Source organism: Janthinobacterium sp. KBS0711 (assembly GCF_000988085.1).
GTDB lineage: Bacteria > Pseudomonadota > Gammaproteobacteria > Burkholderiales > Burkholderiaceae_D > Janthinobacterium > Janthinobacterium lividum_E.
Genome location: NZ_LBCO01000035.1, coordinates 448,199 through 473,187, shown reverse-complemented (window position 1 = coordinate 473,187; position 24,989 = coordinate 448,199). Strand labels below are relative to the sequence as shown.

Genomic DNA, 24,989 nt, shown 5'->3' with positions numbered 1-24,989 from the left:
CATCATGCGCATCAGTACCAAAATGATCTATGACGCGGGCAGCACGCAGCTGAACAATCTGCAGGGCGCGTTGAACCGCACCCAGATGCAGCTATCGGCGAATCGCCGCAACCTGACGCCGGCCGACGACCCGATCGCCTCGGCGCGCGCGCTGGAAGTGACGCAGTCGCAATCGATCAACACGCAATTCGTGACGAACCGCTCGAACGCCAAGAATTTCCTTTCGCAGGAAGAGCTGGCGCTGGGCAGCACCACCTCGCTGATCGCCGACGTGCAGCAACTGGTGCTAAAGGCTGGCAATCCGGCATTGAAGGATATCGACCGCCAGAGCCTGGCCACGGAATTGAAGGGCCGCCTGACCGACCTGATGGGCATCGCCAACACCTCCGACAATGCTGGCGGTTACCTGTTTTCCGGCTACAAGTCGACCACCCAGCCGTTCAGCCAGACGCCGGGCGGCGCCACCTACGTGGGCGACCAGGGCCAGCGCGAGCTGCAAGTGGGCTCGGCGCGCTACCTGGCCACCAGCGATTCGGGCGCGGCCGTGTTCGAAAACAATTTGACGGGCAACGGCAAGTTCACCACGGCGGCCGATCCGGGCAACTTCACGCGCGGCGGCGCCGGCATCATTTCCGGAGGCACCGTGACCGATCCCACCAAGCTGACGGGACACAAGTACACGATCGACTTCCAGGTGACAGGCACGGGCACGGATGCCAAGACAACCTATACCGTGACGGACGTGACCCTGGGCCAGACCATTCCGAATCCCGCCGTGCCGGTCGCCTATAAATCGGGCGACGCCATCAACTTTGACGGCCAGCAAGTCAATGTCGCGGGCAAGCCCGCCGACCTGGACAAGTTCACCCTGGAGCCCAGCGGCAAGGAATCGATCTTTACCACGATTACCAACCTGATCGGCGCACTGGGCCAGCCGGCCACGGGCGACGCGGGGCAGGCGCGCCTGACGGCCAGCCTGAACACGGCGCACGATCTGCTCGACACGGCCTACGACAATGTGCTGTCGGTGCGCGCGGAAGTCGGTTCGCGCCTGAAGGAACTCGACACGCTCGACAGCGCCGGCGACGACCTCGACCTGCAATATGCGAGCACCCTGTCGGGCTTGCAGGACCTGGACATGGTGAAGGCGATTTCCCTGTTCAGCCAGCAGCAGATCACCCTGCAGGCGGCGCAAAAATCGTTCACCTCGATTTCGGGCCTGTCGCTGTTCAACTACATCAGCTAAACAGCCAGCATTGCAGGATGGGCGGCAAGCCGGGGCAGGGAGGATATCTCCCGCCCCGGCTTTTTTGCGTGCGTAAAATGGCCATCCTGACAATGTGTGCAGGCAAACTGTGCAGTCTACCTGTATATCTGCTATAGTAGGGGCTGTTGATCCACCACACGCCTGCCATGAGCACCCCACAAGAAGAATGCGAAGACCACGAACAAGTCCTGCAACTGGCCGGCGAATTGCGCATCCTGGTCGGCAAATTGCGCCGCCGCCTGCGTGAAGAGGCGCACCTGGGGGACGTCAGCATGTCGCAGGCGTCCGTGCTCAGCCGCCTTGAGCGCGACGGCCCCGCCACGGCCAGCAGCCTGGCGCGTGCCGAAGGCATGCGGCCCCAGTCGATGGCCGCCACCGTGCAAACCTTGACGGAGGCGCGGATGGTAACGGGTTCGCCCGATCCGGCGGATGGCCGGCAAACGCTATTGACCCTGACGGACAGCTGCCGCGCCTGGATCGCGGCCAGCCGCGCCGCGCGCGAAGACTGGCTGGCGCGCACCATCGAAACCCGGCTCACGCCGGACGAAGTCACCGAACTGAACCATGCGGTGGCATTACTCAAACGCTTGGCGGAATGATCCGCTGCTAGACCTTAACACTCGGCAAGGAGCCCGCACGCCCAGATGAACAACACATTCCGTTCGCTACGCATTCCCAATTACCGTATCTGGGCCGGCGGCGCCCTCGTGTCGAATATCGGCACCTGGATGCAGCGCACGGCGCAGGATTGGCTGGTGCTCAGCGAATTGACGCAGCACAATGCCAGCGCCGTCGGCATCGTCATGGCCTTGCAATTCGGCCCGCAACTGCTGTTGCTGCCCCTGACGGGCATGGCGGCCGACCTGCTGGACCGCAGGAAATTGTTGTTGTTCACGCAGGCGGCCATGGGATTGCTGGCGCTGGGCCTGGGCTTGCTGTGCATCAGCGGGCTCGTGCAACTGTGGCATGTGTATGTATTTGCTTTCCTGCTCGGCTGCGTGACGGCCTTCGATTCGCCCGTGCGCCAGACTTTTGTGTCCGAAATCGTTGGCGAGGAAGACCTGAGCAATGCCGTGGCGCTCAATTCCACTTCGTTCAATGCGGCGCGCATGCTGGGCCCGGCCGTCGCCGGCCTGCTCATCAGCAGCGTCGGCAGCGGCTGGGTCTTCATCATCAATGCCGTCTCGTTTGCCGCCGTGATCGGTTCGCTGTTGCTGCTGCGCGTGGAATTGCTGCGCCGCGCACCGCGCCTGAAAGCCACCCGCGCCAGCCTGGGCGAGGGTTTCCGCTACGTGCGCCAGCGGCCCGACCTGATGGCCATCCTGCTGATGCTGTTCCTGATCGGCACCTTCGGCTTGAATTTCCCCATCTTCCTGTCGACCATGTCCGTGACGGCCTTCCATGCGGGCGCCGGCCAGTATGGCGTACTCAGCTCCGTGATGGCTTGCGGTTCCGTGGCCGGCGCCTTGCTGGCGGCGGGACGCGGCCAGCCCACCCTGGCCTTGCTGCTGGGGGCGGCCGCGCTGTTCGGCCTGGCTTGCGCGCTGGCTGCCGTGATGCCCAATTACTGGCTGTTCGGCATGATGCTGGTGGTCATCGGCATCGCCGCGCAAACCTTTACCACCAGCGTCAACAGCAGCGTGCAACTGTCGACGGCGCCCGCCATGCGGGGCAGAGTCATGGCGATACTCTTGGCTATCTCGGCGGGCGGCACGCCGCTGGGCGCGCCCATCGTGGGCTGGGTGGCCGACACCTTCGGCCCGCGCTGGGCGCTGGGCATCGGCGCTTTGTCCGGTCTGGCGGCGGCCCTCGTCGGCGTGCGCTACCTGGTCAAATATCAGCAGTTGCGTTTGAATATAGACCTGCGGCGCTGGCGCTGGCGCTTCGCGCTCAGCAGCGACCAGCACTGACGCTGGCAATCAGGGCGGCAGCAGGCCCGTGCGGGCGGCGACCAGGATGGCGCCGCTCAAACCGTCGAGCAGGCTCGATGCGGCACGCGCCGTGTGCCAGTGCAGAGGCACGTCCAGAGGGGTATCGGGCAACAGTTCGACCAGGCTGCCACTGTCGAGATGGGACTGGATCAGCGCCTGCGGGTGCAAGCCCCAGCCCATGCCGGCCAGGGCTGCCGTGACGAAGGCGTGCGACGAGGGCAGGGTGTGGCGCGGCAGTTCCACGTGCCGGTGGCACAGGCGCCGCACCCAGCGCGCCTGCAGCTCGTCCTTGGCATTGAAGACGAGGCTGGGCGCCAGCGCCAGGCTGGCGGCGCCCACGCCGTGGGCAAAATGCCGCCGCATGAAGGCGGGACTGGCGGCCGCCAGGTAGCGCATGGCGCCCAGCGGACGGCTGTTGCAGCCCGATGCGGGCCGGGCTGTGGCGCTGACGGCCGCCAGCACGGCGCCGCTGCGCAGCCACTCGGCCGTATGGTCCTGGTCGTCGACGGCCACTTGCAGCAGCACCGGATGCCCGGCCGCGAAGACGGCGATGGCCGGCGCCAGCCAGGTGGCCAGGCTGTCGGCGTTCACGGCGACGGGCACGCTGGCGCGCGACATGCCCTGCGCTGCCAGCGCCGGCAAGGTGCCCTGTAAATCCTGCTCGAGCAATTGCACCTGGTCCACGTGCTGGCACAGGCGGCGGCCCGTTTCCGTGGCGCGGCAGGGCTGGTCGCGGACGACCAGCGCGCAGCCGACGCGCTCTTCCAGCAGGCGGATGCGCTGCGAAATGGCCGATGGCGTCACGTGCAAGGCGCGCGCCGCACGCTCGAAACTGCCTTCGCGGATGACGGCGGCCAGGGCGGCGAGGGCGGCATAATCGAGCATGAATAAAGTTTTCCTTAATTGGCTGTAGAAAAGGTAGTTTGCCTTCATTCCATGCGGCTGGCAAGATCGCCGCATGACACTCTCGACCGCCACCACACCACTCGTTTTTTCCGTCTTTTTCCAGGGCTTGACCCTGGGCCTGGGACTCATCGTTGCCATCGGCTCGCAAAATGCCTTTGTCTTGCGGCAAGGCTTGCGCCGCGAACACGTGGGCGCCATCGTGCTGTTTTGCGCCCTGGCCGATGCGGCGCTGATTGCCGCCGGCGTCCTGGGCATGTCCCGGGCGCTGGGGCAGCGCCCCCTGCTTGCCAGCGCGCTGGCGCTGGGCGGCGCCATTTTTCTGGCTGTCTACGGTTGGCAAGCGCTGCGGCGTGCGCGCCGTCCCCAGCAGCTGCGCGCCGCCGAGGGCGGTATCGGACTGGGCTTGGCTGCCATCCTGGCGCAGGCGGCCGCCTTTACCTTGCTCAATCCCCATGTCTATCTGGATACGGTATTGCTGGTGGGAAGTATCGGTGCCCAGCAGCCGGGCGCGCTGCGCGGCTGGTTTATCGTTGGCGCCAGCGCGGCCAGCCTGCTGTGGTTTGCATCGTTGGGCTATGGTGCGCGCTGGCTGGCGCCGTGGTTTGCGCGGCCCCGGGCCTGGCAAGTGCTCGATGGCTTGATCGGCGTGACCATGTTCGTGCTGTCGGCGCTGCTGCTGCGCCACGCGCTGGGCTGATAGCCTTGGTCAGCGCGCGGGCGTCAGCGGCGCCGGCGCCGGCAGTGCGGGACGCAAGGGATTCGGCGGCGCTGGCGGTGGCGGCCGGTCGCGCGCAGCAAAGCCGCGCGGCAGCAGACGCGCCGTTTCTATGCCGCGCAGGAACATGTTCTGGAACGGCGTGGCCAGGTAGGGCAGGACCATGCCGATCACCAGCAAACCCACGCCCAGGGTAACGGGGAAGCCGATACCGAAAATGTTCAGCTGCGGTGCGGCCCGCGTCAAGATACCCAGCGCCACGTTGGTCAGCAGCAGGGCGGCGATGATGGGCAGCGAAATTTGCAGGCCGGAACGGAAGATTTCCCCGCCCCAAGCCGCCAATTGCTGGAAACCGCCGCCGCTGATGGGACTCGATGAAATCGGCAGGCTGACAAAGCTTTCCGCCAGTGCCGCCAGCAAGACCAGATGGCCATTGACGGTCAAAAACATCAAGGTGGCCAGCATGACGAGGAACTGGCTGATGGCGGATGACCTGCCCTTGGTTTGCGGGTCGAAGAACGAAGCGAAGCCCAGGCCCATGGTGAGGCTGCTGAGTTCGCCCGCCATTTCGATGGCAGAAAACACGATGCGGATGGAAAAGCCCATGGCCAGGCCTACCAGCATCTCTTGCGTGAGGATCAGCAAGCCAGGCAGGGACATCGGGTTGACGGCAGGCAAGGCCGGCACGGTGGGAGCGATGATCATGGCCAGCAGCGCGCCCAGGGTCACCTTGACGGTGGCCGGCAGGGCCGCGTTGCCGAACAGGGGGGCGGCCGCGATCAGGCCGAGGATGCGGCTGAGCGGCCACAGCAGTGCTGCGATCCAGGTATTGAGTTCGATGCTGGACAGGGTCAGCATGGCGGCAATCGCGGCACTAGCCCACCAGGTTCGGGATGCCCGTAAACACCTGGCGCATGTAGTCGAGCATGACGGACAGCATCCACGGACCCGCCACGACGATGGCGACAAAGATGCCCACCAGCTTGGGGATGAAGGACAGGGTCGCCTCGTTGATCTGCGTGGCCGCCTGGAAAATACTCACGATCAAGCCGATGATGAGGGCGACGAGCAGCATGGGCGCGGCCACCATCAGCGTGATTTCCATCGCATGGCGGCCCAGGGTCATGACGCTTTCGGGTGTCATCTGCTTCCCCTAGTAAAAACTCTGTGACAGCGAGCCCAGCAGCAATTGCCAGCCATCGACAAGCACGAACAGCATCAGCTTGAACGGCAGCGAGATCGTCGCGGGCGACATCATCATCATCCCCATCGACATCAGCACGCTGGCGACCACCATGTCGATGATCAAAAACGGAATGAAGATGGCAAAGCCGATCTGGAACGCCGTCTTCAGTTCGCTCGTGACGAAGGCGGGCACGAGGATGCGCAGCGGTACGTCTTCCGGACCTTGCAGGGCCGCCGAGCGCGACATCTTGGCGAACAGGGCCAGGTCGGCCTGGCGCGTCTGCTTGAGCATGAAGGTTTTCAGGGGATCGACGCCCTTGTCCATCGCCTGCTGCATGGTGATCTTGTTTTCCTGATAGGGCTGGTACGCATCCGTATAGATCTTGTCGAATACGGGGCCCATGACGAACAGGGTCAGGAACAGGGCCAGCCCTACCAGCACCTGGTTCGGCGGCGCCGATTGCGTGCCGATGGCCTGGCGCAACAGGGACAGCACGATGATGATGCGCGTAAAGCAGGTCATCATCAGCAAGGCCGCCGGCAGGAAGGTGAGCGACGTCATCAGGATGAGCGTCTGCACCGGCAGCGAGTAATTCTGGCCGCCGCCCGGCGCCGGCGTGCTGTTGAAGGCCGGGATGCCAGGCTGGGCCATGGCCCACAGCGGCAAGGCCAGGGCGGCAACCGCCAGCAGCCAGGTCAGGGGAGTCTTCAAGGTGGACCACGCCATCTGCTGCTTATTTCCCATTGCGTTTTTCGATGGTCTGTTTCAGCCACTCGGAAAAATTGGCGGCCGCGGGGCCGTTTTGCGCCGTGGCCAGTTGCGGCAGGTCGCCTTCCTGGCGCGGCATGGTGGCCAGCGCGTTGATCCTGCCGGGCGAGGCGCCGACGACGATCCACTGGTCGGCCACTTCGACGAGGACGATGCGTTCGCGTCCGCCCAAGTTGAGCGAGCTGACGACGCGCATCTTATTGTTGCCGCCCATCACCTTGGGGCCATAGCGCTTCATGAACCAGGCCAGGCCGATCAACAGGGCCAGCACGAACATCAGCGCGAAAATGGTTTGCAGCAGGCTGCCGGCCGAGCTTGTCGGCGCCATCGTCGCCGGTGCGCCGGGCGGCATGGCGGGCAGGGCGGCGGCCGGCGAGGCAGCCGGCAAAGCTGCTGGCGCCTCTGCCGCGGCGGCTGGCGGTGTCTCGCTGGCCGCCTCGACGGAAGCGCTGGCGGCGCTGGCCGCCGCTGGTGCGGCCGCGGCTGGCGCTTCAGCCAGCGCAATGCTGCATGCCGCCATGAGCGGCAGCACAGTGGAAATCAACAGGCCAGGCTTCATTTATTCAATTTTCGGATGCGTTCGGAAGGCGTGATGATGTCGGTCAGGCGGATGCCGAACTTGTCATTGACCACCACCACTTCGCCCTGGGCGATCAGGCAGCCGTTCACCAGCACGTCCATCGGTTCGCCGGCCAGGCCGTCGAGCTCGACCACGGAACCCTGCGCCAGTTGCAGCAGGTTCTTGATGGCGATCTTGGTGCGGCCCAGTTCGACCGTCAGCTGCACGGGGATATCGAGGATGAAATCGATATCGTTGTGCGTTTCCGACTTCGACGCCTGCTTGGAAAAGTCCTTGAACACGGCGGCGCTGGCCGCGCTGGCCGTATTGGCGGCCTGGTTCTGCAGCGCTTCGGCTTCCGCCTTGGCCTGCTCGGCAATGGCCGCGCCCCAATCGTCTTCCGCGCTTTGGTCGTCTTGGTTGTCAGACATGTGTTTCTCCTGTTGTACTGATGCGGACCGCAGCGGCCCGGGTATTTCTTAATGGTTATTCATGTTGTCGGCGTTGGCCAGCAATTTTTCGACTTTGAGCGCATATTGTCCGTTCAACACGCCATACGTGCAATCCATCACGGGCACGCCGTCGACGGTGGCGGCGATCAGTTCGGGAATATTCAGGGGGATGATGTCGCCCACCTTCATGTTCAGGATTTCATCGAACGACACGCGCGCCGTGCCCAGCGAGGCCACCAGCTCGACTTCGGCGATCTGGATCTGCTGCGTCATCAAACGGATCCAGCGCTTGTCCACTTCCAGCGCCTCGCCCTGCAGGCTCGAGGTCAGCGAATCGCGGATCGGCTCGATCATCGAATACGGCATGCAGAAGTGAATTTGTCCGGAAACGGAGCCCAGCTCCACCGTAAACGTGGACGCTACCACCACCTCGTTCGGCGTGGCGATGTTGGCGAACTGCGTGTTCATTTCTGAACGGATATATTCAAACTCGACGGGGAAAACCGGCTCCCACGACTTGGTATAGGCTTCGAAAACGATATCGAGGATGCGCAGGATGATGCGCTGCTCCGTCTGCGTAAAGTCGCGCCCTTCGACGCGCGTATGGAAGCGTCCGTCGCCGCCGAACAGATTGTCGACCAGCAGGAAGACGAGGCCCGGATCGAACACCATCAGGGCCGTGCCGCGCAGCGGCTTCATGTGCACCAGGTTCAGATTGGTCGGCACCACCAGGTTGCGGATGAACTCGCTGTATTTCGACACGCGCACGGATCCGACCGACACTTCGGCGCTGCGGCGCAGGAAGTTGAACAGGCCCACGCGCAGCAGCCGGGCGAAACGCTCGTTGATAATTTCCAACGTTGGCATCCGGCCGCGCACGATGCGCTCCTGGGTGGCCAGGTTGTAGGTACGAACTCCCGTGACATCTTCCGGCGCCTGCGCGTCGTCCTGGTCTCCGTTGACGCCCTTCAGAAGGGCATCGACTTCTTCCTGGGAGAGGAAATTATCGGCCATGGCTGCTTATTGAATGATGAATGCGGTAAATAATACGTCCGTCACGTCCTGCTCCGGCCCTTTGTCCTCGAACGGCTGGTTCACCTGATTGATGATTTCGGCCGCCAGTTGCTGCTTGCCTTCCACGGTATTGAGTTCGGACGCCTTCTTGCCCGACAGCAGCAACAGCAAGCGGCTGCGCACCTTCGGCATGTTCAGCTTGATGGAATCCATTTCTTCCGGACTGCTCACCTGCAGGGTAAACGCGATCTGCAGATATTGCTCGCCATTTTCCGGCTGCAAGTTGACGGTGAAGGCATCGACGGGCACGAAGACGGGGGGACCTGCCTTGGAAGCGGCATGTTTTTTCTTGCTGGGCGCCGCTTCTTCTTTATCGGCCTTGCCGTGCAGGAAGTACCAGGCGGCACCGCCACCGATGCCGCCGGCCACCAGCACCGCGGCCAGCACAATGATCAGAAGCTTCTTTTTCGAGGCGCCGGCGGGAGCCAGGCCTGCATCTGCTTTCGGATCTGCTTTCATTTTTGGATTTGCTTTCAATGGTACTCGGGTGCATGGAAGTGGATCACGACGCCATTATGTCATTATCGGCAAATTCTGCGCAGAAGGATGCAGTGAAAAGAGGGCGGAAGCGCCCTCAACTCTCTGTTTTTAGACGAAAAGTTATGCCGTGGGGTGCGCCTGTGGCCTGCGGACGACGAATTGTCGTCAGGCAAAGATATCCACGGCACTCAGGCTGGGCCGGCTGCGTCCGCCCGTCGCCGGCGCGATGGCGATCTCGCCACCGGAGACGCCGTCGCCCTGGCCATTGCCACGGCGCTCGCCCGAGGCGGCACGCTCGCCATTGTTTTGTTGTTCCGGCGTGCCGGCCGACACGGTGGCGCTGCCGAAGGCGATGCCCGCTTCGCTCATCATCTCGCGCAGACGCGGCATGGCCGCTTCCAGCGCCTGGCGTACTTCCGGCTGGGCCGACATGAAGGCGGCATCGGCCTGGTCATTGGTCACCGTCAAGATTACTTGCACGGGGCCCAAGTCGGGCGGATTCAGGGTCAGGGTGGCGCTCTGGTCGCCACCGGCCGCCATCCACACGACTTTCTGCCCCAGTTGCTGGTCCCAGGCCGGCGTGCCGACCCGGCCCGTCAGCTTGTCGGCCGGCACGGCCACGGCGGCCGCGGCCTGCTGCAGCGCACCCGGCTGCAGCTGTGCCGCCAGGCGGCTCAGGTCGGCAGGCGTTTCCTTGAGGATCGGTTCGGCCATGGTGCTGCCCGCCTTGGCAGTGGCCGCCAGCTGCGCGTCGATGGCCAGCTTGCCCGGTTCGGCCTTGCCGGCCGGCACGTTGGCGCCGCGCGTGGCGGCGGCCTTGCCCAGGCTGTCGGCAAAGTCGCCGCTGTCGGCTTGTACTGCCGCAGCGGCGGAGGCGGAGGCGGTGGCCAATGGACCCGTTGCCAGGCCCTTGCCGTCGGCCTTGATGCCGGTGCGCGCGGGCAGTTCCGGCACGGCCTTGGCCGCTGACGGCTGGATGGCCAGCTGGATGCTGCCCACGAGGGCCAGCATCGCGGCGGCCGGATCGGCTGGCGGCGCTGTCTCGGCGGGGATGGCGGGTGCGCTGGCCTCGGCCGTGCTGCTGTCGGTGGCGGTGGGTGCCGCCGCTTCGCTGGCCTGTGCTGGCGGCTGTTCGCTGCTGGCCGCCTGGTCGGTGCCCGCTTGCGCCGGCTTCGCTTCGTTGGCGGGTGCCGGGGCGGACGCTGGCGCGGCGGCCGGGCTGGCAGGACGGGCCGCCGGCGCCTGTGCTTGCGCCATATTGCGGCTGGCCTGGCGTTGCTCGATCTGGCGGTTCAGGGTGCGCTGGAAGTCGCCCGCCGCGCCGCTGGTGGACGGCTGGCTGCGGTTGGCGGCACCGGGCGTGGCGTTCGGCGAGATAATCTGGGAAATCGGGGTTGGCTGGGTTTGCATGATGCTGCCTCAGTGTTGCTTAGCGTTTGTAATAGGCTTGTCGCGCCGCGTGCTCATCCATTGCCTTCTGGTCGCGCTTGTTTTCCAGCTTCAGCGCCTGTTCCTGCGCCCGGTTGTTTAGGGTGGTGTAGGACATGCGCTTGCGTTCGGCCAGCTGCCAGCGCATCTTTTCATTGTCGCTGCGCGCCTGCGCATGTTCGACCACTTGCTGCTGGCCCATGATGGCGCTGTCGAGCTTGACCATGAAAGCCTGGAAGTTGCGGTAAGCCATGGGCGTGATGCCGCTGCTCATGCTCGCTTCGAAGCGCTTGGCATAGTCGTCGCGGTAGCCGGACAGCATGTCGAGCTTCTGGCGGCAATCGTCGAGCGCTTTCAGGGCCGCGCCCAGGCGCTTGGCGCAGTCGTCCGTTTCGCGCTGGGCGAGGTCGATCAGGGTTGCAAGTTGGGAAGGAGAAGCCATGGCTGATTATATTCCCGCTATGCAAGTCCTAATCAGTCGAATAGAGCGGTAAGTTGCCCCAAGCTCTCGTCCATGCTGACCCGCTCCGTGATTTGCTGTTGTAAAAACGCCTCGATCTTTTCATGCAGGGCGATGGCCTGGTCCAGCACGGGGTCGGTACCGGCGCTGTAGGCGCCCACGCTGATCAGGTCGCGGCTGCGCTCGTAGCGCGAATACAGCTGTTTCAGCTTGCGCGCCTGTTGCTGGTGCTCGTGCGTGGTGATCGAGTGGGCGGCGCGTGAAATCGATTGCTCGATGTCGATGGCGGGATAATGTCCCGCTTCGGCCAGGCGGCGGTTCAGCACGATGTGGCCATCGAGAATCGCGCGCGCCGAGTCGGCGATCGGGTCCTGCTGGTCGTCGCCCTCGGTCAGCACGGTGTAGAAGGCCGTGATCGAGCCGCCGCCTTCCTCGCCATTACCGGCCCGCTCCACCAGCACGGGCAGCTTGGCGAAGACGGACGGCGGATAGCCCTTGGTGGCGGGCGGCTCGCCGATGGCCAGGGCGATTTCGCGCTGCGCCATGGCGTAGCGGGTCAGCGAATCCATGATCAGCAGCACGTTCTGCCCCTGGTCGCGGAAATACTCGGCAATCGCCGTCGCATACGCGGCCCCTTGCAGGCGCATCAGGGGCGGCGTGTCGGCCGGCGCTGCCACGACGACGGAACGGGCCAGGCCTTCGGCGCCGAGGATCTGCTCGATGAATTCCTTCACCTCGCGTCCCCGTTCGCCGATCAGGCCGACGACGATCACGTCCGCTTCCGTGTAGCGGGCCATCATGCCCAGCAGCACGCTTTTACCGACGCCGGAACCGGCGAACAGGCCCATGCGCTGGCCCCGGCCCACGGTCAGCATGGCGTTGATCGAGCGCACGCCCACGTCGAGCGTGTCGACGATGGGCGCGCGGCCCAGGGGATTGGCGGGGCGTACATTGATGGGCGCGCTGTCGACCGTGTGCAGCGGGCCGAGCTGGTCGAGCGGTCGTCCCGCGCCATCGAGCACGCGGCCCAGCAGTTGCGGCCCCACGGGCAGGTGGCGCGCGCGGTCGCTGGGGCGGCGGCGCGGGTGCGCCACGCTGCCGGGGCGGGGGATGGCCGGTTCGACGGAAAACACGCGCGTGCCGGGCACGATGCCCTCGACGTCGCTTTGCGGCATCAAGAACAGGCGTTCGCCTTCAAAACCCACCACTTCCGCCTCGACCCGGCCGCCATTCGGCAGCGGCACGGTGCAGGCGGCGCCCACGGCCAGGCGCAGGCCCACGGCTTCCATCACGAGACCGGCCACGCGCGTGACGCGGCCTGAAATTTGCATCGGTTCGACAAAGCCGACGACGGCCGAACAGTCGCTCAGGTAGGCGCGCCAGCGCGCCGCATGGGCAGTGGGGCCTTTGACGGGCTCGCTCACGGCGCCAGCCAGTCCAGGTCTTTGCCCAGCGCATGCGTCAGGCGCTGCCAGCGGGTGGACGTCTGCGCGTCGATCTGGTTGCTGGCCGTGTCGATCTTGCAACCGCCGCGTTCCACGCTCGGGTCTTCGATGACACGCCAGCCACCCTTGTCGAGCTCGTCGCCGATGCCGTCGCGCACCACTTGCGCGTCTTCCGGGTTGAGCATCAGCAAGGCCGGTTGTTGCAGCACGGGCAAGTATTCGATGGCTTCGCGCACCACGGGCAGCATCAGTTCGGGACGCACGGGCAAGGCAGTCTTGAGCATGCCCTTGGCCAGCTGCAGGGCCAGTTCCATCACGTCATTGGCGATCAGTTCATCGGCCTGGTGCACGGCCGTGCCGAAGTCGACGGCGATGGTTTGCAGGTGCGCCAGTTCGATGGCGGAGGCAGCCTTGCCTTGCGCATACGATTCGGCGTGGCCATCGGCATGTCCGGCCGCGTGGCCTTCCGCATAGCCGGCGGCGCGGCCTTCCTCGAAGGCCGTGGCGCGCGCTTCCTCGCGGATGGCGTCGAGTTCTTCCTGCGTCGGGTATTCGAGCGGCGGGGCCAGCTCTTCCTCGTGCAGTTCGGCAAACGGGTCAAGTTCCGGTTCCGGATCCGGTTCCAGCAGCTTGCGCGCCGCCACCACGCTGGGACGCTCGTCGCCAAACGAGGTCATTTCCCAGCGCTGATAAGCGGTTTGCTGCTCTTTGGGAATCAAATTAGACAAACGAATCCTCGCCTTTTCCGCCTAAGACAATCTGCCCTTCGTCCGCCAGGCGGCGCACGATCTGCAGGATCTGTTTCTGCTGCGATTCCACTTCCGACAGGCGCACGGGGCCTTTCGACTCGAGATCTTCGCGCATCATCTCGCCGGCGCGCTGCGACATGTTCTTGAAGATCTTGTCGCGCAGCTCTTGCGAGGCGCCTTTCAGGGCGATGATCAGCATTTCCGACTGTACTTCGCGCAGCAGCAGCTGGATGCCGCGGTCGTCGATATCGATCACGTTGTCGAACACGAACATTTCGTCCATGATCTTTTGCGCCATGTCGTTGTCGTAGTTCTTGATATTGTCCATGACGGAGCCTTCCTGCTCGCCGCTCATGAAGTTCAGGATCTCGGCTGCCGCGCGCACGCCGCCCAGCGACGATTTCTTGATGTTTTCGTTACCCGACAGCAGTTTCGTCAGCACGTCGTTGAGTTCGCGCAAGGCGGCCGGCTGCACGCCGTCCAGGGTGGCGATGCGCAAGACGACGTCGTTGCGCAGGCGGTCCGTGAAATGGCCGAGGATTTCGCAAGCCTGGTCGCGTTCCAGGTGGACGAGGATGGTGGCGATGATCTGCGGGTGCTCATTGCGGATCAGCTCGGACACGGATTGCGAATCCATCCATTTCAGCGATTCGATGCCGGACGCGTCCTTGCCGCCCAGGATGCGCGACAGCAGCACGGACGCCTTGTCGTCACCCAGCGCCTTGGTGAGCACTTGCCGGATGTATTCGTCCGAATCGAGGCCGACCGTGGAATTGAGTTCCGTCTGCGCGCGGAAGTCGTCGAGCACCTCGACCACCTGTTCGTGCGCGATGCCCTTCATGGTGGCCATGGCGGCGCCCAGTTTCAGCACTTCGCGCGGGCCGAGGAATTTCATGACCTCGGCCGCTTCGCTCTCGCCCAGTGCCAGCATCAGGATCGATGCTTTTTGCAGTCCCGTTGTCTCAGTCATTATTGCCTATCCATGCTTTGATTACGTTGGCCACCACGCGCGGGTCTTCCTGCGCCAGTTTCCGGGCCATCGCCAGGTTTTCGCGATAACCGCGGGCCGTATCTTCTTCCAGTTCTTCCAGCTCCGCTTCGCTGAGCAGGACTTCGTTTTCTTCGCCGTCCTTGGCCAGTTCCGGCTCGATGACGGGCGGCGGGGCGCCGAAATCGTCGATCTTGCGCATCACGGGGCGCAGCATCGGGCGCACGATCTTGATGAAGATGTACAGCAGGATCAGGGCCGTGATGAGGAATTTCGCCAGCTCCTTGGCCAGCGGCAAGTTGGCCGGGTCGCGCCACCACTCGAGCTTGCCTTCCGGCGCGCGGTCGATGCCGTCGAAGGGCGAGTTGGCCACGCTGAAGCTGTCGCCGCGTTCCTTGTTGTAACCCATCGCTTCCTTGACCAGATTATTGATCTGGACCATTTCAGCAGGGGAAATCGGCTTGACCGTGACCTTGCCATCCTTGTCGAAGCTGCGGCGGTAGTTGACGACGACGGCCACCGACAGACGGCGCAGGCCGCCCATGGATTTCTGCTCGTAGCGCACGGTCTTGTCGACTTCGTAATTCGTCGTCGATTCCTTCTGTGTCGGTGCCGTCGGCGCGCCGCCCGGGGCGCCAGGCGCCTCGGCCGTCAGCGGCGCCGTCGCCACGCCTGGCGGCTGGTTCGACAGCGCGCCCGGCACGCCGGACGGGTTGGCATTGCCGGTGCCCGTCGATTCGCTCGTTTGCTGGCTGCGGATGGTGGATGCTTCCGGCGGCGAGTTCGGCTTGTAGGTTTCGGCCGCCTGCTCGCTTTGCGAGAAATCGACATCCGCCGTCGCTTCGGCGCGCACATTGCCTTCGCCGACGATGGGCAGCAGGATCGATTCGACCTGCTTGATCACGCTTTGCTGCAATTGCTGCACGTACTTTAATTGGTTCGGGTCCAGGCTCTTGATGCCGTTGGCGCGGTCCTTGTCTTTTTCCTGGTTCGACAGCAAGGTGCCGGCCTGGTCGACCACGGTGACATTGACGGGCAACAGTTCCGGCACGCTCGACGCCACCAGGTGGACGATGGCGCTCACCTGCAGCTGGTCCAGGCCGCGGCCCGGGTGCAGGTTCAGCAGCACTGACGCCGTCGGTTTTTGCTGGTCGCGCACGAATACCTGCGGCTTTGGCAGGGCCAGGTGGACTCTGGCCGTATCGACGGCGGAGACGGATTCGATCGATTTGGCCAGTTCGCCCTCGAGGGCGCGCTGGAAATTGACCTGTTCCAAAAATTGCGACACGCCCAGCTTCTGGTTTTCCATCAGCTCGAAGCCCACGTTGCCGCCTTTCGGCAAGCCTTGCGCGGCCAGTTTCAGGCGCGCGTCGTGGACTTGCTCGGACGGCACGAGTATGGCGCCGCCGCCTTCGGAAAACTTGTGCTTGATGCCCAGCTGGTCCAGCGAAGCGGTGATGGCGCCGCCGTCGCGGTCCGTGTAGTTGGAGAACAGGACCTTGTATTCGGGCGGCTGGTTCCACATGTACAGGGCCACGCCGATGGCGATCAGTGCCGCCACGCCCAGGCCGCGCAGGAAATTCTTGCCCATCGGCGTCTTGGCGAACGCTTGCACGGACTCCACGGGCGAGCGGGCAGGCGCCGGTTCCGGCGGTATGCGGTTCACATCGATTTCTTCGGCTACAGCCATGATTGCCTTCCGGGGCGCGTATGTTTGCTAATGAGTGGGGGCCGCTTCCACTGGAGGAGGGGGCGATATGCAGAATTATCCGCCACTGTCACGCGCTTCAATCGTCCAAATAGAAGGCGCTTTTGCCGCCTGCTCGGCCGAGCGGCTGGCGTTGGCGCTGGTATTGTGGAACCCTGGCAACATGTGACGGAAGTTATTGTACCCGTCGTTGCCTTGCAAGCCAGGGTTTTGTTCTCTGGGTGCAACAGGCAGAAATAGACCAGAATTGGGAGGCAAAGTGAAAACAGGCGGTATCGATAGCAGCAGGATCGAGGCGATGATCGCGCAACTGAAGTCGGCGGCCACGCGGCCGGAGGCGAAAATACCGGCGATCCAGACCGAGATGCCGGCGGCGAAGGTGAATTTTGCCGATGCCTTCAAGAGCGCGCTGGACTCCGTGAGCGGCGCGCAAAAGGCTTCGTCGGCGCTGGGCCAGCGTTTTACCATGGGCGACGAAAAGGTCAGCCTGTCGGATGTGATGGTATCGATGCAAAAGTCGAGCATCGAATTCCAGGCGACGGTGCAGGTGAGAAACAAGTTGGTTTCTGCGTATCACGAGATCATGAATATGCAGGTGTAAACGTCGCACCAAAGCTACTGCGCGGCGCCCTTTGCGGCCTGCGATGCTCGCTGTACTTCAGTACAGCTGCGCGTCTCGGCCGCAAATCATCGCCGCTCGCTACGCTTTGGCGGGACGTTTGGTGGCCTTCAATTCTGCCTTACCCCAATCCAGCCATGCGCGCATTGCGCTCGCGTTCCAGCCGCGTGATATAGCGCTGCACGTGCGCCAGCATGCTGCGCGGCAGGTCGACGAACTGGCAGCCGAGGCGGCGGTTCAGCTTGTTGTTCAGCAAGGTCATGTCCAGTGAATTGCGAATTTGCAAAGTCGCGGTGACGATGCCGACGTCGGGCAAGTCGATGCGGCAGCCGGGATAGTCCCTGCCGATGGTCTCGCCCAGCATCAGTTTATTGTCGAGGATGGCGATGCCGCCGCAGCTGATGTCGGCCAGCGGGAACAGGGTGTCGGCGCCGCCCAGCGAAGGGGGCAGGGGAATCGAGACACGCACGGGGTTGCTCACGGGCGTCGTCATGCGGTAATACTCGCGCCGCTGCAAGCGGATCAGTGTTTCTGGAATGGCAATTTTCAAGGCGGGCGTGCCGTCGTAAGTGCACTCTTCCACGAGGGCGCTGGCAAACAGGATGCGGATCTTGTCGAGCGAGGTTTCAAACGAAATGCCCGTGGCCGCCACCATGCGCCGATTCTGGTCGGCATTCACGGAACGGTCGAGGATGACGGTATTGTGGTCGGCATCGACTTCCAGGATGGACGTGACGCACACATCGGATTCACCGTGGATCAGCATGCGGATCAGCTGATTTTTTTCGCTGATGCCGCGCAGCAAGGCGATGATTTCCCGCCGCGATTCCACTTCAAAATCATGCCAGTTTTCGAGGCCGGAATCCATAATATGTGCTTGCATTGATGCCTGTCTATGTATCGGTGAGGTTGACGCTGGTGTCGGGCGGCGGCGGGATCGGCCCGCCATTCGCAGATTCAATATGATATAACCAGGCCAGCAGTTCCGCAATCGCCCGATACAGGCCGGGCGGAATCTGGCGGTCCAGGTCGACATCCATCAGCAGCGCCACCAATTCCTTCGATTCATGCACGAACACGCCGTGTTCGCGCGCCGTGCTGATGATCTGGTCCGCGATCAGGCCGCTGCCCTTGGCCACCACCTTGGGCGCCGGCGTGCCGCTCTGGTAGGCCAGCGCGACGGCCGTCTGCGGCACCTTGCGCCTGGTGTCGTCAAGCATCGTCTTCTCCAGCGGCAGCGTCCGGCTTGCCGGCGATCGTCAACGACGACAACGGCCATCCCGCCGCGGCTAGCGACGCTTCGAGCCGCGCCGCATGCTGGCGCAAGGTGTCGGCGCTGCCTTCGCTGCCCGCTTGCAGCTGGATGGCCACGCGGCCGCCCTGCAAGACCACGTGCGCGGCCAGGTCGCCCAGCAGGGGGAACTGGAAGCGCACATTGCTGCGCCAGGCCGTCGCTTCCTCGTCGGCCTCCGTGCCAGCGTGCTGCTGTCCTTCCGGCACATCGCGGCTGATATCCCACTGCATCTTCTGGCCTGGCCAGGCTTCGCCCTGCCACTGCACGCGCGCCTGTTCGTGCGTATGCAGCTGTAAATTGATCAGTTGCGCCGATGCCAAATCGGTACCCGTCCTGGCCATGTCGCCCTGCGCCGCCTTCTGCATTTGCGGCTCCAGCAGCAGCGACGCCAGCGGGCGCTTGCCTTCGGCCCATTCGGCCACGTGCGATTCATAGAACAGGCCGCTGCTGCCGACCGCATCGCGCAGGTTCTGGGCCACTTGCGCCGCGGCGGCGCCCGGCGTGGCCATCAGCGGAGTCTTGCCGACCAGGGACAGTGGCGCGCCGGGCACGCTTTCGGCCTGGCTGAGCACGGTGCTGATGGCGCGCGCGGTGGTGCTCAGCTCGGGCGCGGACGTGTCGCCTGCCAGCGCGGGCAGCAGATTGGCTGGCGTCAGGGGCGCGCGGCTGAGCAGGGTGGCGGCCGTGCTGCTGGCGCGCGTGCCGGCTTGTGCGGCACCTGCCTGGGGGCCGCGCAGGTCGGCGGCTTCGGGCTCGGCTTCCGCGTCCGCATACGTCAGCAGGGCGCTGGCGGGCTGGTCGCGGTTATTGCCGATTTGAAAAGAGGGGCGGGGGTTGATGCCGATCAGGGTCAGCGGGATTTCCGTGCCCGGCTGGGCGCCGGCGGGCAGCTGCATGCGGGCCGGCGTGCCGGCCACGCGCACGAGGAAGCTGCCGTCGCCCATGCGGGCCAGCACCTGTCCCTGCATGGATTTGCCGATGAGTCCCTGCAGCGAGCGCTGGAACTCGGCCTGGCGCGGGTCGGCGACGGCATCGGCCACCCGCGTGGCCTTGACCGGGGTCAGGGGCGTCATGCCGATCGCATCCATCTTCGGCAACATGATAGCGGACCTTGCCCCGTGGGCGCTTACGCGCCGTAGGCGTTGGCCAGGCGCCGCTCGGTGCCGGTGCTGTTGATCAGCTTGGACAATTGCGCCATCCACGGCATGGTCAGGTCGCGGATCTTGCGGTCATCTTCCAGGATCTGCTTGATCAGGGCGACCTTGCGCTGGCGGCCGGCGCTTTCCAGCACGACTTTTTCTTCATTCGCCTTCAGCGCGGCCACATGCGCGCTGATGCGCTGTTCCAGCGCTTCGAGCTCATCCCAGTCGGCGTTGGTGGCGGCGGTCACCATCTGGCCCGTCAGGGTCTGCATGGCTTCGTAGGTGGTCAATACTTCTTGATTGGTCATCATGGGTCAGGCGCTCGCAAGGCTGGGCATACGTTTCAAATCGGCGCCGGGAATGGCGGCGGGCGTGGCGCCGATGGCGTTCCAGGTTTCGCGCAGGTCGGTCAGCAAGCGCTGCACTTCCTCCAGCATGGCCAGATCGTTGCGGATGTTGGCCGCCAGCAGGCGCGCACTCATGTATTCATACAGGGCGTCGAGGCCTTCGGCGATCTGGCCGCCCGCTTCCTTGTCCAGGCTGGCGCGCAAGCCATTGTCGATGATCTGGATGGCTTTCGAGATGGACCTGCCTTTTTCCGGCACATTGCCCGATTTCATGTGCATCTGCGCGCTGAGCACGGCCACCAGGGCGCCGTCGTATAGCATCACGATCAGCTTGTGAGGGGAGGCCGAAACGATGCCCGTTTCCAGGCCGACCTTGGCATAGGCGTTGACGCCGCGTTGTTGGGTTCCAAACATATGTTCTCCTGATGGTTGGGCTTAGCGGTTGGCGGCGATGGAGGCCAGCTGCTGGGTCAAATAAGTTTGCGTCGATGTCAATTTGCTCAGCGTCACGTCCAGGCGCGAATACTGGGCGCGGTAGCGCGCTTCGATGGTATTGAGCTTGTCGGCAAAGCGCTGGCGCTGGTCGGCCACATCCTTGATGCTGTTATTGATGCCCGTGGTACGGCCCGTGATGAGGCCATCCGTGCCGAGGAAGGAGGCGGCCATGTTGTTCAGCTGGTAGGCATAACCTTGCGAAAAGCTCACCGTGCCCCGGTCGCCCAGGCCACCGCCCGTCACTTCGACCTTCAGGCCGTCGGCCGGCGAACCGGGCGCGCCTGTCAGGGTCTGGCCCGAACCGATGACGGGCTGTCCACCGATGGTGCCGGCCACGTCCGTGCCCTTGGTGGGGGTGATGCCGGTGCCGATCAGCGATTCCACGCCCGTACCGGTCACGCTGGCCACAGCCAGGTTGGAGACGGAACCATACCGGGCCGACGCCACCACCAGCCGGCCACTGCCATCGATCGAAGCCGTCACCGATCCGCCGTTTTCACCGAAGGTCTTCACCCCGTTGATCGACGACTGGATCATGCCGGCCAGCTGGGCGGGCGTATAGTTACCGGCAGGAATGGTCACGGTGGCCGTATTCTTGGCGGCCGCAGGGTCCGTGTCGTTCAGGGTGACGCTCCAGGTGGTGTCGCTGGCAATCGTCGTCGATGCCGGCAAGGTCAGGGCGCCGCTCAGTGTGCCCTGGCTGGCCATGTTGGTGATGTTCAGCGCGTACGTGCCAGGCTTGGTGGCGGCCGTCGAACTGGTGAAGCTGACGTTGCTGTCCGTGGTTTTCCCCAAGGCTGAAAAGAGGCCGGCCACGTCCGAGAAGTTGGCGCTGATGGCCTTGTCCAGCACGGCCGAGTCCAGCACCAGGCTGCCGTCTTTCTGGAAGGTAATGCCGACCTGGTCCAGGGTCTTCAGGTTGCCGGCCAAGCCACTGATCGAGGTGCTCAGCTGCTTGCGCAGCTGGGACTGGATCGATTGCGTGGTCGAATCGCCCAGCATGACGCCGGCCTGCTTGGTTTCCGCATTGTAGGACGTCATCTTGGCGATCGACGCGTTCAAGTCGTTGTAAGCCTTGACAAAGGCGGTGACGCTGGTCTTCACCGTCGACGTATCCTTGGAAACGGACAAGGAGCTGCTGCCCACTTTCAGAACGTTCAGGGTCACGCCTTCGATGGCGCTGTCGATGCTGTTCGAACTATTCGTGATGGGAATGCCATTGACGCTGAGCATGGTGTTCTGCGCGGCGCTGTTCTGTTTCAGGTTTTGCGTGCCCGACGCGTCGTAGGACAGCAAGTCGCTCAGCGCGCTGTCGGCCGGCTGGCCATCGCTGCCGCTCAGTGAAATCTTCATGCTTGAATTGGCGCCCGACTTTGACGAACTCAGCACCAGATGGTGGGGCTTGTCCGTACCGTCGGAAACGATGCTGGCGGTCACGCCCAGACCCGCATTGTTGATGGCGTCGCGGATGCCTTGCAGCGAGTTGTTCGTGGAATCGATGACCACCGTGCCGGTCGCCTGCGTCGCATCCTGGGTAAAGCCGCTGCCTATATAGGCGCCGCCCGTGCCGGCCGTCAGTCCGGCCGCGGCCGGATTGCTGCCGGCAACCGTGATGGGGCTGCCATTGGTCGAGCTGAGCGTGATGGAACTGGCGACGGTGACGTTGAAGCCCGTGTTGGTGGCCGTGGACGCATGGCCGATACCGCCCTTGACGTCGCCCGTCACCACTTCCTCGATCTGGATGTTCGTGCCGTCGGCGCGCGTAAATTGCAAGGTGCCGTCGGCAGCCTTGCCGGTGACGGTGATATTGGCATCGGCCAGCGCATTCGAGATGGCGTTGGGGCCGGCCAGGGTGGTGTCGAGCGAGGCGCCAGTGATGCCGGCGCCCGCAGCTACGCCATTGCCTTGCGTAACGATATTGATGCCGCCGACGGACAGCGCATAGGTGCCATCGGCACCGGTGGCAACATTGCCATAGCCGGCGAACAGGGTGGCGCTGCTGGCGGCCGGCTGTGCCGTGGCCGTCACGCCCGTGGTACTGCTCTTGGCATTGATGGCTTCGGCCAGCGCGCGCGCGCTCTTGATCGTGCTATCCGTGGGAATGGCCGTGCCATTCAGTGTCAGGGAGCCGTTGCTGATGCCATTTTGCAAAGTCGCGCCGCTGAGCGCCGTGCCGTTCATGCCGAAGGTGCCGCCGGCAACTTTACCGAGCTGGAAGGAAATGGTCGTCTTGGCGCCCGAGCCGATGGTGGAAATCTTGCTGGCGTAGCCGGCCGAGGTCAAGGTTTGCGACTGCGCCAGCTGGCTGACATTGATATTGTAGTTGCCGGCCACGGCCTTGGCGCCGGCCGTGGCCGTAAATACCAGCGGGTCGCCAGGCATTGCCGAGACGGCGCGGAAATTGTTACTGTTGCTCAGTCCCGATAGCGACGTCTGGAAGGCACCCACGGCGCCGCTCAGGGTGCCCAGCGCACTCAGCTTGGCCTGGTAGGAAGCGGTTTTCTTGTCATAGCCTGCCAGGGGCGCCGATTCGGCGGTCATCAGCTTTTCGATGATGGAGTTCACGTCCAGGATGCTGTTGCCGATGCCCGGAGAGGATAAGGTTGGTGCGATGGCCACTGTCTGCTCCTAGGAAAACACTAATATAAGCTGTTATCGGCAGAATCAATCAGGACTTGAGAGGGGGTTTTATGGTCCTGTTTTCAGCTGGCTGAAAAGCCGGGCGGGAATGACAGGATTTTATTATGTGAAACACATTGAAAACAGGGCCAGTCCAGAAGTGACTGGCTGGCCCTTGCTCGCGGTTCCGTTGCTATGTTGCTATATTGCACTGGCCCTGCGCCTGCGGTCGGCATAGGCTCACGCGCTCTGGCTGATCAACTGGCCTTTTGCCGAGGCAAATGACTTGGCGATTTCCAGCGCTTCCCGGGTGGGGATCTGGCGCAGGACTTCCTGCGTTTCCTGGTCAATCACTTTGACCACGGTGCGCTGGCTGTCTTCGTCGATGGAAAATTGCAAGCCCTGGGTTTTGACCTGTGGCGACTGGTTCAGTTCCGAAACGGCCTGGTCCAATTCTTCGCGGCTCGGTTCCTTGGCTTTGCTGGCCGTCGCGTCGATGCCGGTGTTCGCGCTGCGTGTCGCCGGCGGGCGTGCGATAGCCGCTTCCGCGGATGGATAGTTCTTGTCGATGCGCGCTGCGGAGGCGGCAGCTATGGTGTCGATAGTCATGTTGCTCCCCTAGTGAAAATTCCCCTGCCGAAGAAATCCGGCAGGGGAACCTGAGTCCAGCGATGTGGCGTTGCTAATCGAAGATTAGCCGCGCAGCAGGCTCAGCACGCCGTTTGGCAGCGAGTTCGCTTGTGCCAGCATGGCGGTACCAGCTTGTTGCAGGATCTGGCCACGGGTCAGGCTGGCCGTTTCTGCAGCAAAGTCGGTATCGACGATGCGGCTGCGCGAGGCGGACAGGTTTTCCGTCGTCGATTGCAGGTTGCTGATCGCCGAGGAGAAGCGCGATTGCAAAGCGCCGTACTGTGCGCGTTGGCTGTTGACCGTGGACAAGGCTGCATCCGTGATCTTCAGTGCCAGCTGAGCGCCATCAAAGGTCGTCACATCCAGGGTGGACACTGCTTTCAGGGTCGAGCCCTTGTTCACGCCTGCAGCTGCACCCGACAGGCCCAAGCCAGTTGCGGTTGTTTCGCTGACCGAGAAGCTGCTGTCGCCGTCGAAGGTGACGCGGCCGTTGGCAACTGCCGATGCAGTCGACGCCGCAACTGTTTGCGGCGTAGCCAGCTTGACACCTTTTTCATCATAGGTGCCCACGCTCAATACCGTATTGGTTTGCGTGTTGGTGATCTGGATGTCTGCGCCACTTGCGTTGCTCAGTTTGATGCCGCCTTGCGAAGCATCGTACTGGGCAGTCACGCCGGTTTTGGCCGTTTGCGCATTGATTGCGTTGATGCCAGCGGCGAAGTCGGCAGCTGTACCGGCAGTGCCAGTGACGGCGAACGATACGGTGACGGCGTCCGCTGGGGCTGAGTTATCCGAATTGATCTTGAAGGAATATGCTTCCACGCCCAACGTCAGGTTGGCGTCGGTACGCGCGTCAGCCGTTACGCCGGTATTGGCAGTTTTGGCATTCACGGCGGCAGCGATCGACTTGGCCGACGAAGTGGTTGCGGTGGCAACGGTTGCGGCGCCAAACTTGCCCGAAATTGCCAGGGCACCAGCGGCGGCTTTGCTGACCGTGCCGGCTTGCACTGCAGCATTTTCCACGCGGTTGTTACCGTAGGTGCTGGTCAGGAAGTTCGCGCCATTGGCCGAAATCAGTTGGTTGGCATCGGCGCCGACCTGGAAGTTCGCCGTACCCATCGTGCCGTCCAGCAAAGCCTGGCCGTTGAACGAGGTGGTGGTAGCGATACGGTTCAGTTCCGAATTCAGCTGGCCGACTTCGGTTTGCAGCGCTTGACGGTCGCTGGCCGAGTTGGTTGCGTTCGACGATTGCACGGCCAGTTGGCGGATGCGTTGCAGGATGTCGCCCGAGCTCGACAGAGCGCCTTCAGCCGTTTGCGCCAGCGATACGCCGTCGTTGGCGTTGCGGGTCGCTTGCGTCATGCCGTTGATTTGCGACGTCATGCGGTCGGAAATCGACAGGCCGGCGGCATCGTCTTTGGCGCTGTTAATACGCAGACCGGAGGACAGGCGTTGCAGCGAGGTGCTCAAGGACGATTGCGAAGTCGACAGGTTGCGTTGCGAGTTCAGGGAAGCGATGTTGGTGTTAATTACTGCAGCCATTTTAATTCTCCAGACAGGTACTACATTGCGCTATGTGCTATTCACGTTGGTCTGCCTCTGTACTTTGAAGCAATCAAACCGTCGTTGTAATGTTTATCGGTGGCTGCCTGAAAAAGTTGATAGAGAAAAACATTCTTTATTTTATTTTTTTACCCTCATTTTTCCGTGCCGCGGCACGCTAGACG

The 24,989-nt window shown here is 63.5% G+C and carries 27 protein-coding genes; 5 read left to right on the top strand and 22 right to left on the bottom strand.

Going from position 1 to position 24,989, the window contains the following annotated elements:
• The first annotated feature begins 4 nt into the window (after positions 1 to 4).
• From flgL to VM94_RS25250, 3 genes are all read left to right on the top strand, one after another.
• Positions 5 to 1,246: a flagellar hook-associated protein FlgL gene (gene flgL / locus VM94_RS25260; RefSeq protein WP_046685931.1), complete on the top strand. Its 1,242-nt coding sequence runs from the start codon at positions 5 to 7 to the stop codon at positions 1,244 to 1,246.
• Between the two features lie 167 nt (positions 1,247 to 1,413).
• Positions 1,414 to 1,866, top strand: a complete 453-nt coding sequence (locus tag VM94_RS25255) for a MarR family winged helix-turn-helix transcriptional regulator (protein ID WP_046685930.1) — start codon at positions 1,414 to 1,416, stop codon at positions 1,864 to 1,866.
• A 45-nt stretch (positions 1,867 to 1,911) separates the two neighbouring features.
• The gene (locus VM94_RS25250; RefSeq protein ID WP_046685929.1) at positions 1,912 to 3,177 is read left to right on the top strand and encodes an MFS transporter; all 1,266 of its coding nucleotides are present in this window, start codon (positions 1,912 to 1,914) and stop codon (positions 3,175 to 3,177) included.
• A gap of 9 nt (positions 3,178 to 3,186) precedes the next feature.
• Here VM94_RS25250 and VM94_RS25245 read toward each other — a convergent pair whose 3' ends face one another.
• Positions 3,187 to 4,083, bottom strand: coding sequence for a LysR family transcriptional regulator ArgP (locus VM94_RS25245; protein WP_046685928.1), 897 nt, complete (start codon positions 4,081 to 4,083; stop codon positions 3,187 to 3,189).
• Positions 4,084 to 4,156: 73 nt separating this feature from the next.
• Here VM94_RS25245 and VM94_RS25240 point away from each other — a divergent pair, with 73 nt between their 5' ends.
• On the top strand, positions 4,157 to 4,801 hold the full coding sequence (locus tag VM94_RS25240) for a LysE/ArgO family amino acid transporter (RefSeq protein WP_046685927.1): 645 nt from the start codon (positions 4,157 to 4,159) through the stop codon (positions 4,799 to 4,801).
• 9 nt (positions 4,802 to 4,810) lie between these two features.
• Here VM94_RS25240 and fliR read toward each other — a convergent pair whose 3' ends face one another.
• From fliR to fliF, 13 genes are all read right to left on the bottom strand, one after another.
• Complete coding sequence (gene fliR, locus VM94_RS25235) at positions 4,811 to 5,677, bottom strand: flagellar biosynthetic protein FliR (protein ID WP_046685926.1); 867 nt, start codon at positions 5,675 to 5,677, stop codon at positions 4,811 to 4,813.
• A gap of 16 nt (positions 5,678 to 5,693) precedes the next feature.
• The gene (fliQ, locus tag VM94_RS25230; RefSeq protein WP_034754044.1) at positions 5,694 to 5,963 is read right to left on the bottom strand and encodes a flagellar biosynthesis protein FliQ; all 270 of its coding nucleotides are present in this window, start codon (positions 5,961 to 5,963) and stop codon (positions 5,694 to 5,696) included.
• A gap of 9 nt (positions 5,964 to 5,972) precedes the next feature.
• Entirely contained in the window at positions 5,973 to 6,731 is a 759-nt protein-coding gene (gene fliP, locus VM94_RS25225) for a flagellar type III secretion system pore protein FliP (RefSeq protein ID WP_409929630.1), read from the bottom strand.
• 7 nt (positions 6,732 to 6,738) lie between these two features.
• Positions 6,739 to 7,332, bottom strand: a complete 594-nt coding sequence (fliO, locus tag VM94_RS25220) for a flagellar biosynthetic protein FliO (protein ID WP_046685924.1) — start codon at positions 7,330 to 7,332, stop codon at positions 6,739 to 6,741.
• Positions 7,329 to 7,763 (bottom strand): flagellar motor switch protein FliN, encoded by a 435-nt coding sequence (fliN, locus tag VM94_RS25215; protein WP_034754038.1) that lies wholly within the window; start codon positions 7,761 to 7,763, stop codon positions 7,329 to 7,331. The genes fliO and fliN overlap by 4 nt, the downstream gene beginning before the upstream one ends.
• A 48-nt stretch (positions 7,764 to 7,811) precedes the next feature.
• Complete coding sequence (gene fliM / locus VM94_RS25210; protein ID WP_034754035.1) at positions 7,812 to 8,798, bottom strand: flagellar motor switch protein FliM; 987 nt, start codon at positions 8,796 to 8,798, stop codon at positions 7,812 to 7,814.
• A gap of 6 nt (positions 8,799 to 8,804) precedes the next feature.
• Positions 8,805 to 9,317, bottom strand: coding sequence for a flagellar basal body-associated protein FliL (gene fliL / locus VM94_RS25205; RefSeq protein ID WP_046685923.1), 513 nt, complete (start codon positions 9,315 to 9,317; stop codon positions 8,805 to 8,807).
• A 186-nt stretch (positions 9,318 to 9,503) separates the two neighbouring features.
• Positions 9,504 to 10,748: a flagellar hook-length control protein FliK gene (locus tag VM94_RS27555; protein ID WP_052755939.1), complete on the bottom strand. Its 1,245-nt coding sequence runs from the start codon at positions 10,746 to 10,748 to the stop codon at positions 9,504 to 9,506.
• A gap of 19 nt (positions 10,749 to 10,767) precedes the next feature.
• Positions 10,768 to 11,208 carry a flagellar export protein FliJ gene (fliJ, locus tag VM94_RS25195; RefSeq protein ID WP_046685922.1) on the bottom strand — a complete coding sequence of 147 codons (441 nt, stop codon included), beginning with the start codon at positions 11,206 to 11,208 and terminating at the stop codon, positions 10,768 to 10,770.
• A 32-nt stretch (positions 11,209 to 11,240) separates the two neighbouring features.
• The gene (gene fliI, locus VM94_RS25190; protein ID WP_235194273.1) at positions 11,241 to 12,557 is read right to left on the bottom strand and encodes a flagellar protein export ATPase FliI; all 1,317 of its coding nucleotides are present in this window, start codon (positions 12,555 to 12,557) and stop codon (positions 11,241 to 11,243) included.
• A gap of 89 nt (positions 12,558 to 12,646) precedes the next feature.
• Positions 12,647 to 13,348, bottom strand: coding sequence for a flagellar assembly protein FliH (locus tag VM94_RS25185; RefSeq protein WP_046686260.1), 702 nt, complete (start codon positions 13,346 to 13,348; stop codon positions 12,647 to 12,649).
• Positions 13,349 to 13,391: 43 nt separating this feature from the next.
• Positions 13,392 to 14,390: a flagellar motor switch protein FliG gene (gene fliG / locus VM94_RS25180; RefSeq protein WP_034787109.1), complete on the bottom strand. Its 999-nt coding sequence runs from the start codon at positions 14,388 to 14,390 to the stop codon at positions 13,392 to 13,394.
• Positions 14,383 to 16,098: a flagellar basal-body MS-ring/collar protein FliF gene (gene fliF / locus VM94_RS25175; RefSeq protein WP_046685921.1), complete on the bottom strand. Its 1,716-nt coding sequence runs from the start codon at positions 16,096 to 16,098 to the stop codon at positions 14,383 to 14,385. The genes fliG and fliF overlap by 8 nt, the downstream gene beginning before the upstream one ends.
• A 316-nt stretch (positions 16,099 to 16,414) precedes the next feature.
• Between fliF and fliE the strand changes: the two genes are divergently transcribed.
• On the top strand, positions 16,415 to 16,717 hold the full coding sequence (fliE, locus tag VM94_RS25170; protein ID WP_230539976.1) for a flagellar hook-basal body complex protein FliE: 303 nt from the start codon (positions 16,415 to 16,417) through the stop codon (positions 16,715 to 16,717).
• A 139-nt stretch (positions 16,718 to 16,856) separates the two neighbouring features.
• On the opposite strand, the gene VM94_RS25165 is transcribed toward fliE, so the two are convergent.
• From VM94_RS25165 to VM94_RS25130, 8 genes are all read right to left on the bottom strand, one after another.
• On the bottom strand, positions 16,857 to 17,603 hold the full coding sequence (locus tag VM94_RS25165; protein WP_082127906.1) for a flagellar brake protein: 747 nt from the start codon (positions 17,601 to 17,603) through the stop codon (positions 16,857 to 16,859).
• A gap of 25 nt (positions 17,604 to 17,628) precedes the next feature.
• Entirely contained in the window at positions 17,629 to 17,955 is a 327-nt protein-coding gene (locus VM94_RS25160; protein WP_034787205.1) for an EscU/YscU/HrcU family type III secretion system export apparatus switch protein, read from the bottom strand.
• Positions 17,948 to 19,129, bottom strand: a complete 1,182-nt coding sequence (gene fliK / locus VM94_RS25155; protein ID WP_046685919.1) for a flagellar hook-length control protein FliK — start codon at positions 19,127 to 19,129, stop codon at positions 17,948 to 17,950. The genes VM94_RS25160 and fliK overlap by 8 nt, the downstream gene beginning before the upstream one ends.
• Positions 19,130 to 19,155: 26 nt before the next feature.
• Positions 19,156 to 19,482 (bottom strand): flagellar protein FliT, encoded by a 327-nt coding sequence (locus VM94_RS25150; RefSeq protein ID WP_046685918.1) that lies wholly within the window; start codon positions 19,480 to 19,482, stop codon positions 19,156 to 19,158.
• Between the two features lie 3 nt (positions 19,483 to 19,485).
• Entirely contained in the window at positions 19,486 to 19,932 is a 447-nt protein-coding gene (fliS, locus tag VM94_RS25145; RefSeq protein WP_046685917.1) for a flagellar export chaperone FliS, read from the bottom strand.
• Positions 19,933 to 19,953: 21 nt separating this feature from the next.
• Positions 19,954 to 22,632 carry a flagellar filament capping protein FliD gene (gene fliD / locus VM94_RS25140; RefSeq protein WP_235433018.1) on the bottom strand — a complete coding sequence of 893 codons (2,679 nt, stop codon included), beginning with the start codon at positions 22,630 to 22,632 and terminating at the stop codon, positions 19,954 to 19,956.
• A 240-nt stretch (positions 22,633 to 22,872) separates the two neighbouring features.
• Positions 22,873 to 23,241, bottom strand: coding sequence for a flagellar protein FlaG (locus VM94_RS25135; RefSeq protein ID WP_046685916.1), 369 nt, complete (start codon positions 23,239 to 23,241; stop codon positions 22,873 to 22,875).
• 84 nt (positions 23,242 to 23,325) lie between these two features.
• Entirely contained in the window at positions 23,326 to 24,804 is a 1,479-nt protein-coding gene (locus tag VM94_RS25130) for a flagellin N-terminal helical domain-containing protein (RefSeq protein WP_046685915.1), read from the bottom strand.
• Positions 24,805 to 24,989: the final 185 nt, after the last annotated feature.

Coding starts and splice junctions, on each gene's coding strand:
- fliQ (WP_034754044.1), bottom strand. CDS start 5,963: ATGACACCCGAAAGCGTCATGACCCTGGGCCGCCATGCGATGGAAATC.
- flgL (WP_046685931.1), top strand. CDS start 5: ATGCGCATCAGTACCAAAATGATCTATGACGCGGGCAGCACGCAGCTG.
- fliR (WP_046685926.1), bottom strand. CDS start 5,677: ATGCTGACCCTGTCCAGCATCGAACTCAATACCTGGATCGCAGCACTG.
- fliO (WP_046685924.1), bottom strand. CDS start 7,332: ATGAAGCCTGGCCTGTTGATTTCCACTGTGCTGCCGCTCATGGCGGCA.
- fliM (WP_034754035.1), bottom strand. CDS start 8,798: ATGGCCGATAATTTCCTCTCCCAGGAAGAAGTCGATGCCCTTCTGAAG.
- fliP (WP_409929630.1), bottom strand. CDS start 6,731: ATGGCGTGGTCCACCTTGAAGACTCCCCTGACCTGGCTGCTGGCGGTT.
- VM94_RS25240 (WP_046685927.1), top strand. CDS start 4,157: ATGACACTCTCGACCGCCACCACACCACTCGTTTTTTCCGTCTTTTTC.
- fliJ (WP_046685922.1), bottom strand. CDS start 11,208: ATGGCTTCTCCTTCCCAACTTGCAACCCTGATCGACCTCGCCCAGCGC.
- VM94_RS25135 (WP_046685916.1), bottom strand. CDS start 23,241: ATGACTATCGACACCATAGCTGCCGCCTCCGCAGCGCGCATCGACAAG.
- VM94_RS25250 (WP_046685929.1), top strand. CDS start 1,912: ATGAACAACACATTCCGTTCGCTACGCATTCCCAATTACCGTATCTGG.
- VM94_RS27555 (WP_052755939.1), bottom strand. CDS start 10,748: ATGCAAACCCAGCCAACCCCGATTTCCCAGATTATCTCGCCGAACGCC.
- fliS (WP_046685917.1), bottom strand. CDS start 19,932: ATGTTTGGAACCCAACAACGCGGCGTCAACGCCTATGCCAAGGTCGGC.
- VM94_RS25165 (WP_082127906.1), bottom strand. CDS start 17,603: ATGGATTCCGGCCTCGAAAACTGGCATGATTTTGAAGTGGAATCGCGG.
- VM94_RS25185 (WP_046686260.1), bottom strand. CDS start 13,348: ATGACCTCGTTTGGCGACGAGCGTCCCAGCGTGGTGGCGGCGCGCAAG.
- VM94_RS25130 (WP_046685915.1), bottom strand. CDS start 24,804: ATGGCTGCAGTAATTAACACCAACATCGCTTCCCTGAACTCGCAACGC.
- fliE (WP_230539976.1), top strand. CDS start 16,415: ATGATCGCGCAACTGAAGTCGGCGGCCACGCGGCCGGAGGCGAAAATA.
- VM94_RS25245 (WP_046685928.1), bottom strand. CDS start 4,083: ATGCTCGATTATGCCGCCCTCGCCGCCCTGGCCGCCGTCATCCGCGAA.
- fliL (WP_046685923.1), bottom strand. CDS start 9,317: ATGAAAGCAGATCCGAAAGCAGATGCAGGCCTGGCTCCCGCCGGCGCC.
- fliI (WP_235194273.1), bottom strand. CDS start 12,557: ATGCAAATTTCAGGCCGCGTCACGCGCGTGGCCGGTCTCGTGATGGAA.
- fliG (WP_034787109.1), bottom strand. CDS start 14,390: ATGACTGAGACAACGGGACTGCAAAAAGCATCGATCCTGATGCTGGCA.
- VM94_RS25150 (WP_046685918.1), bottom strand. CDS start 19,482: ATGATGACCAATCAAGAAGTATTGACCACCTACGAAGCCATGCAGACC.
- fliK (WP_046685919.1), bottom strand. CDS start 19,129: ATGTTGCCGAAGATGGATGCGATCGGCATGACGCCCCTGACCCCGGTC.
- fliN (WP_034754038.1), bottom strand. CDS start 7,763: ATGTCTGACAACCAAGACGACCAAAGCGCGGAAGACGATTGGGGCGCG.
- VM94_RS25255 (WP_046685930.1), top strand. CDS start 1,414: ATGAGCACCCCACAAGAAGAATGCGAAGACCACGAACAAGTCCTGCAA.
- VM94_RS25160 (WP_034787205.1), bottom strand. CDS start 17,955: ATGCTTGACGACACCAGGCGCAAGGTGCCGCAGACGGCCGTCGCGCTG.
- fliF (WP_046685921.1), bottom strand. CDS start 16,098: ATGGCTGTAGCCGAAGAAATCGATGTGAACCGCATACCGCCGGAACCG.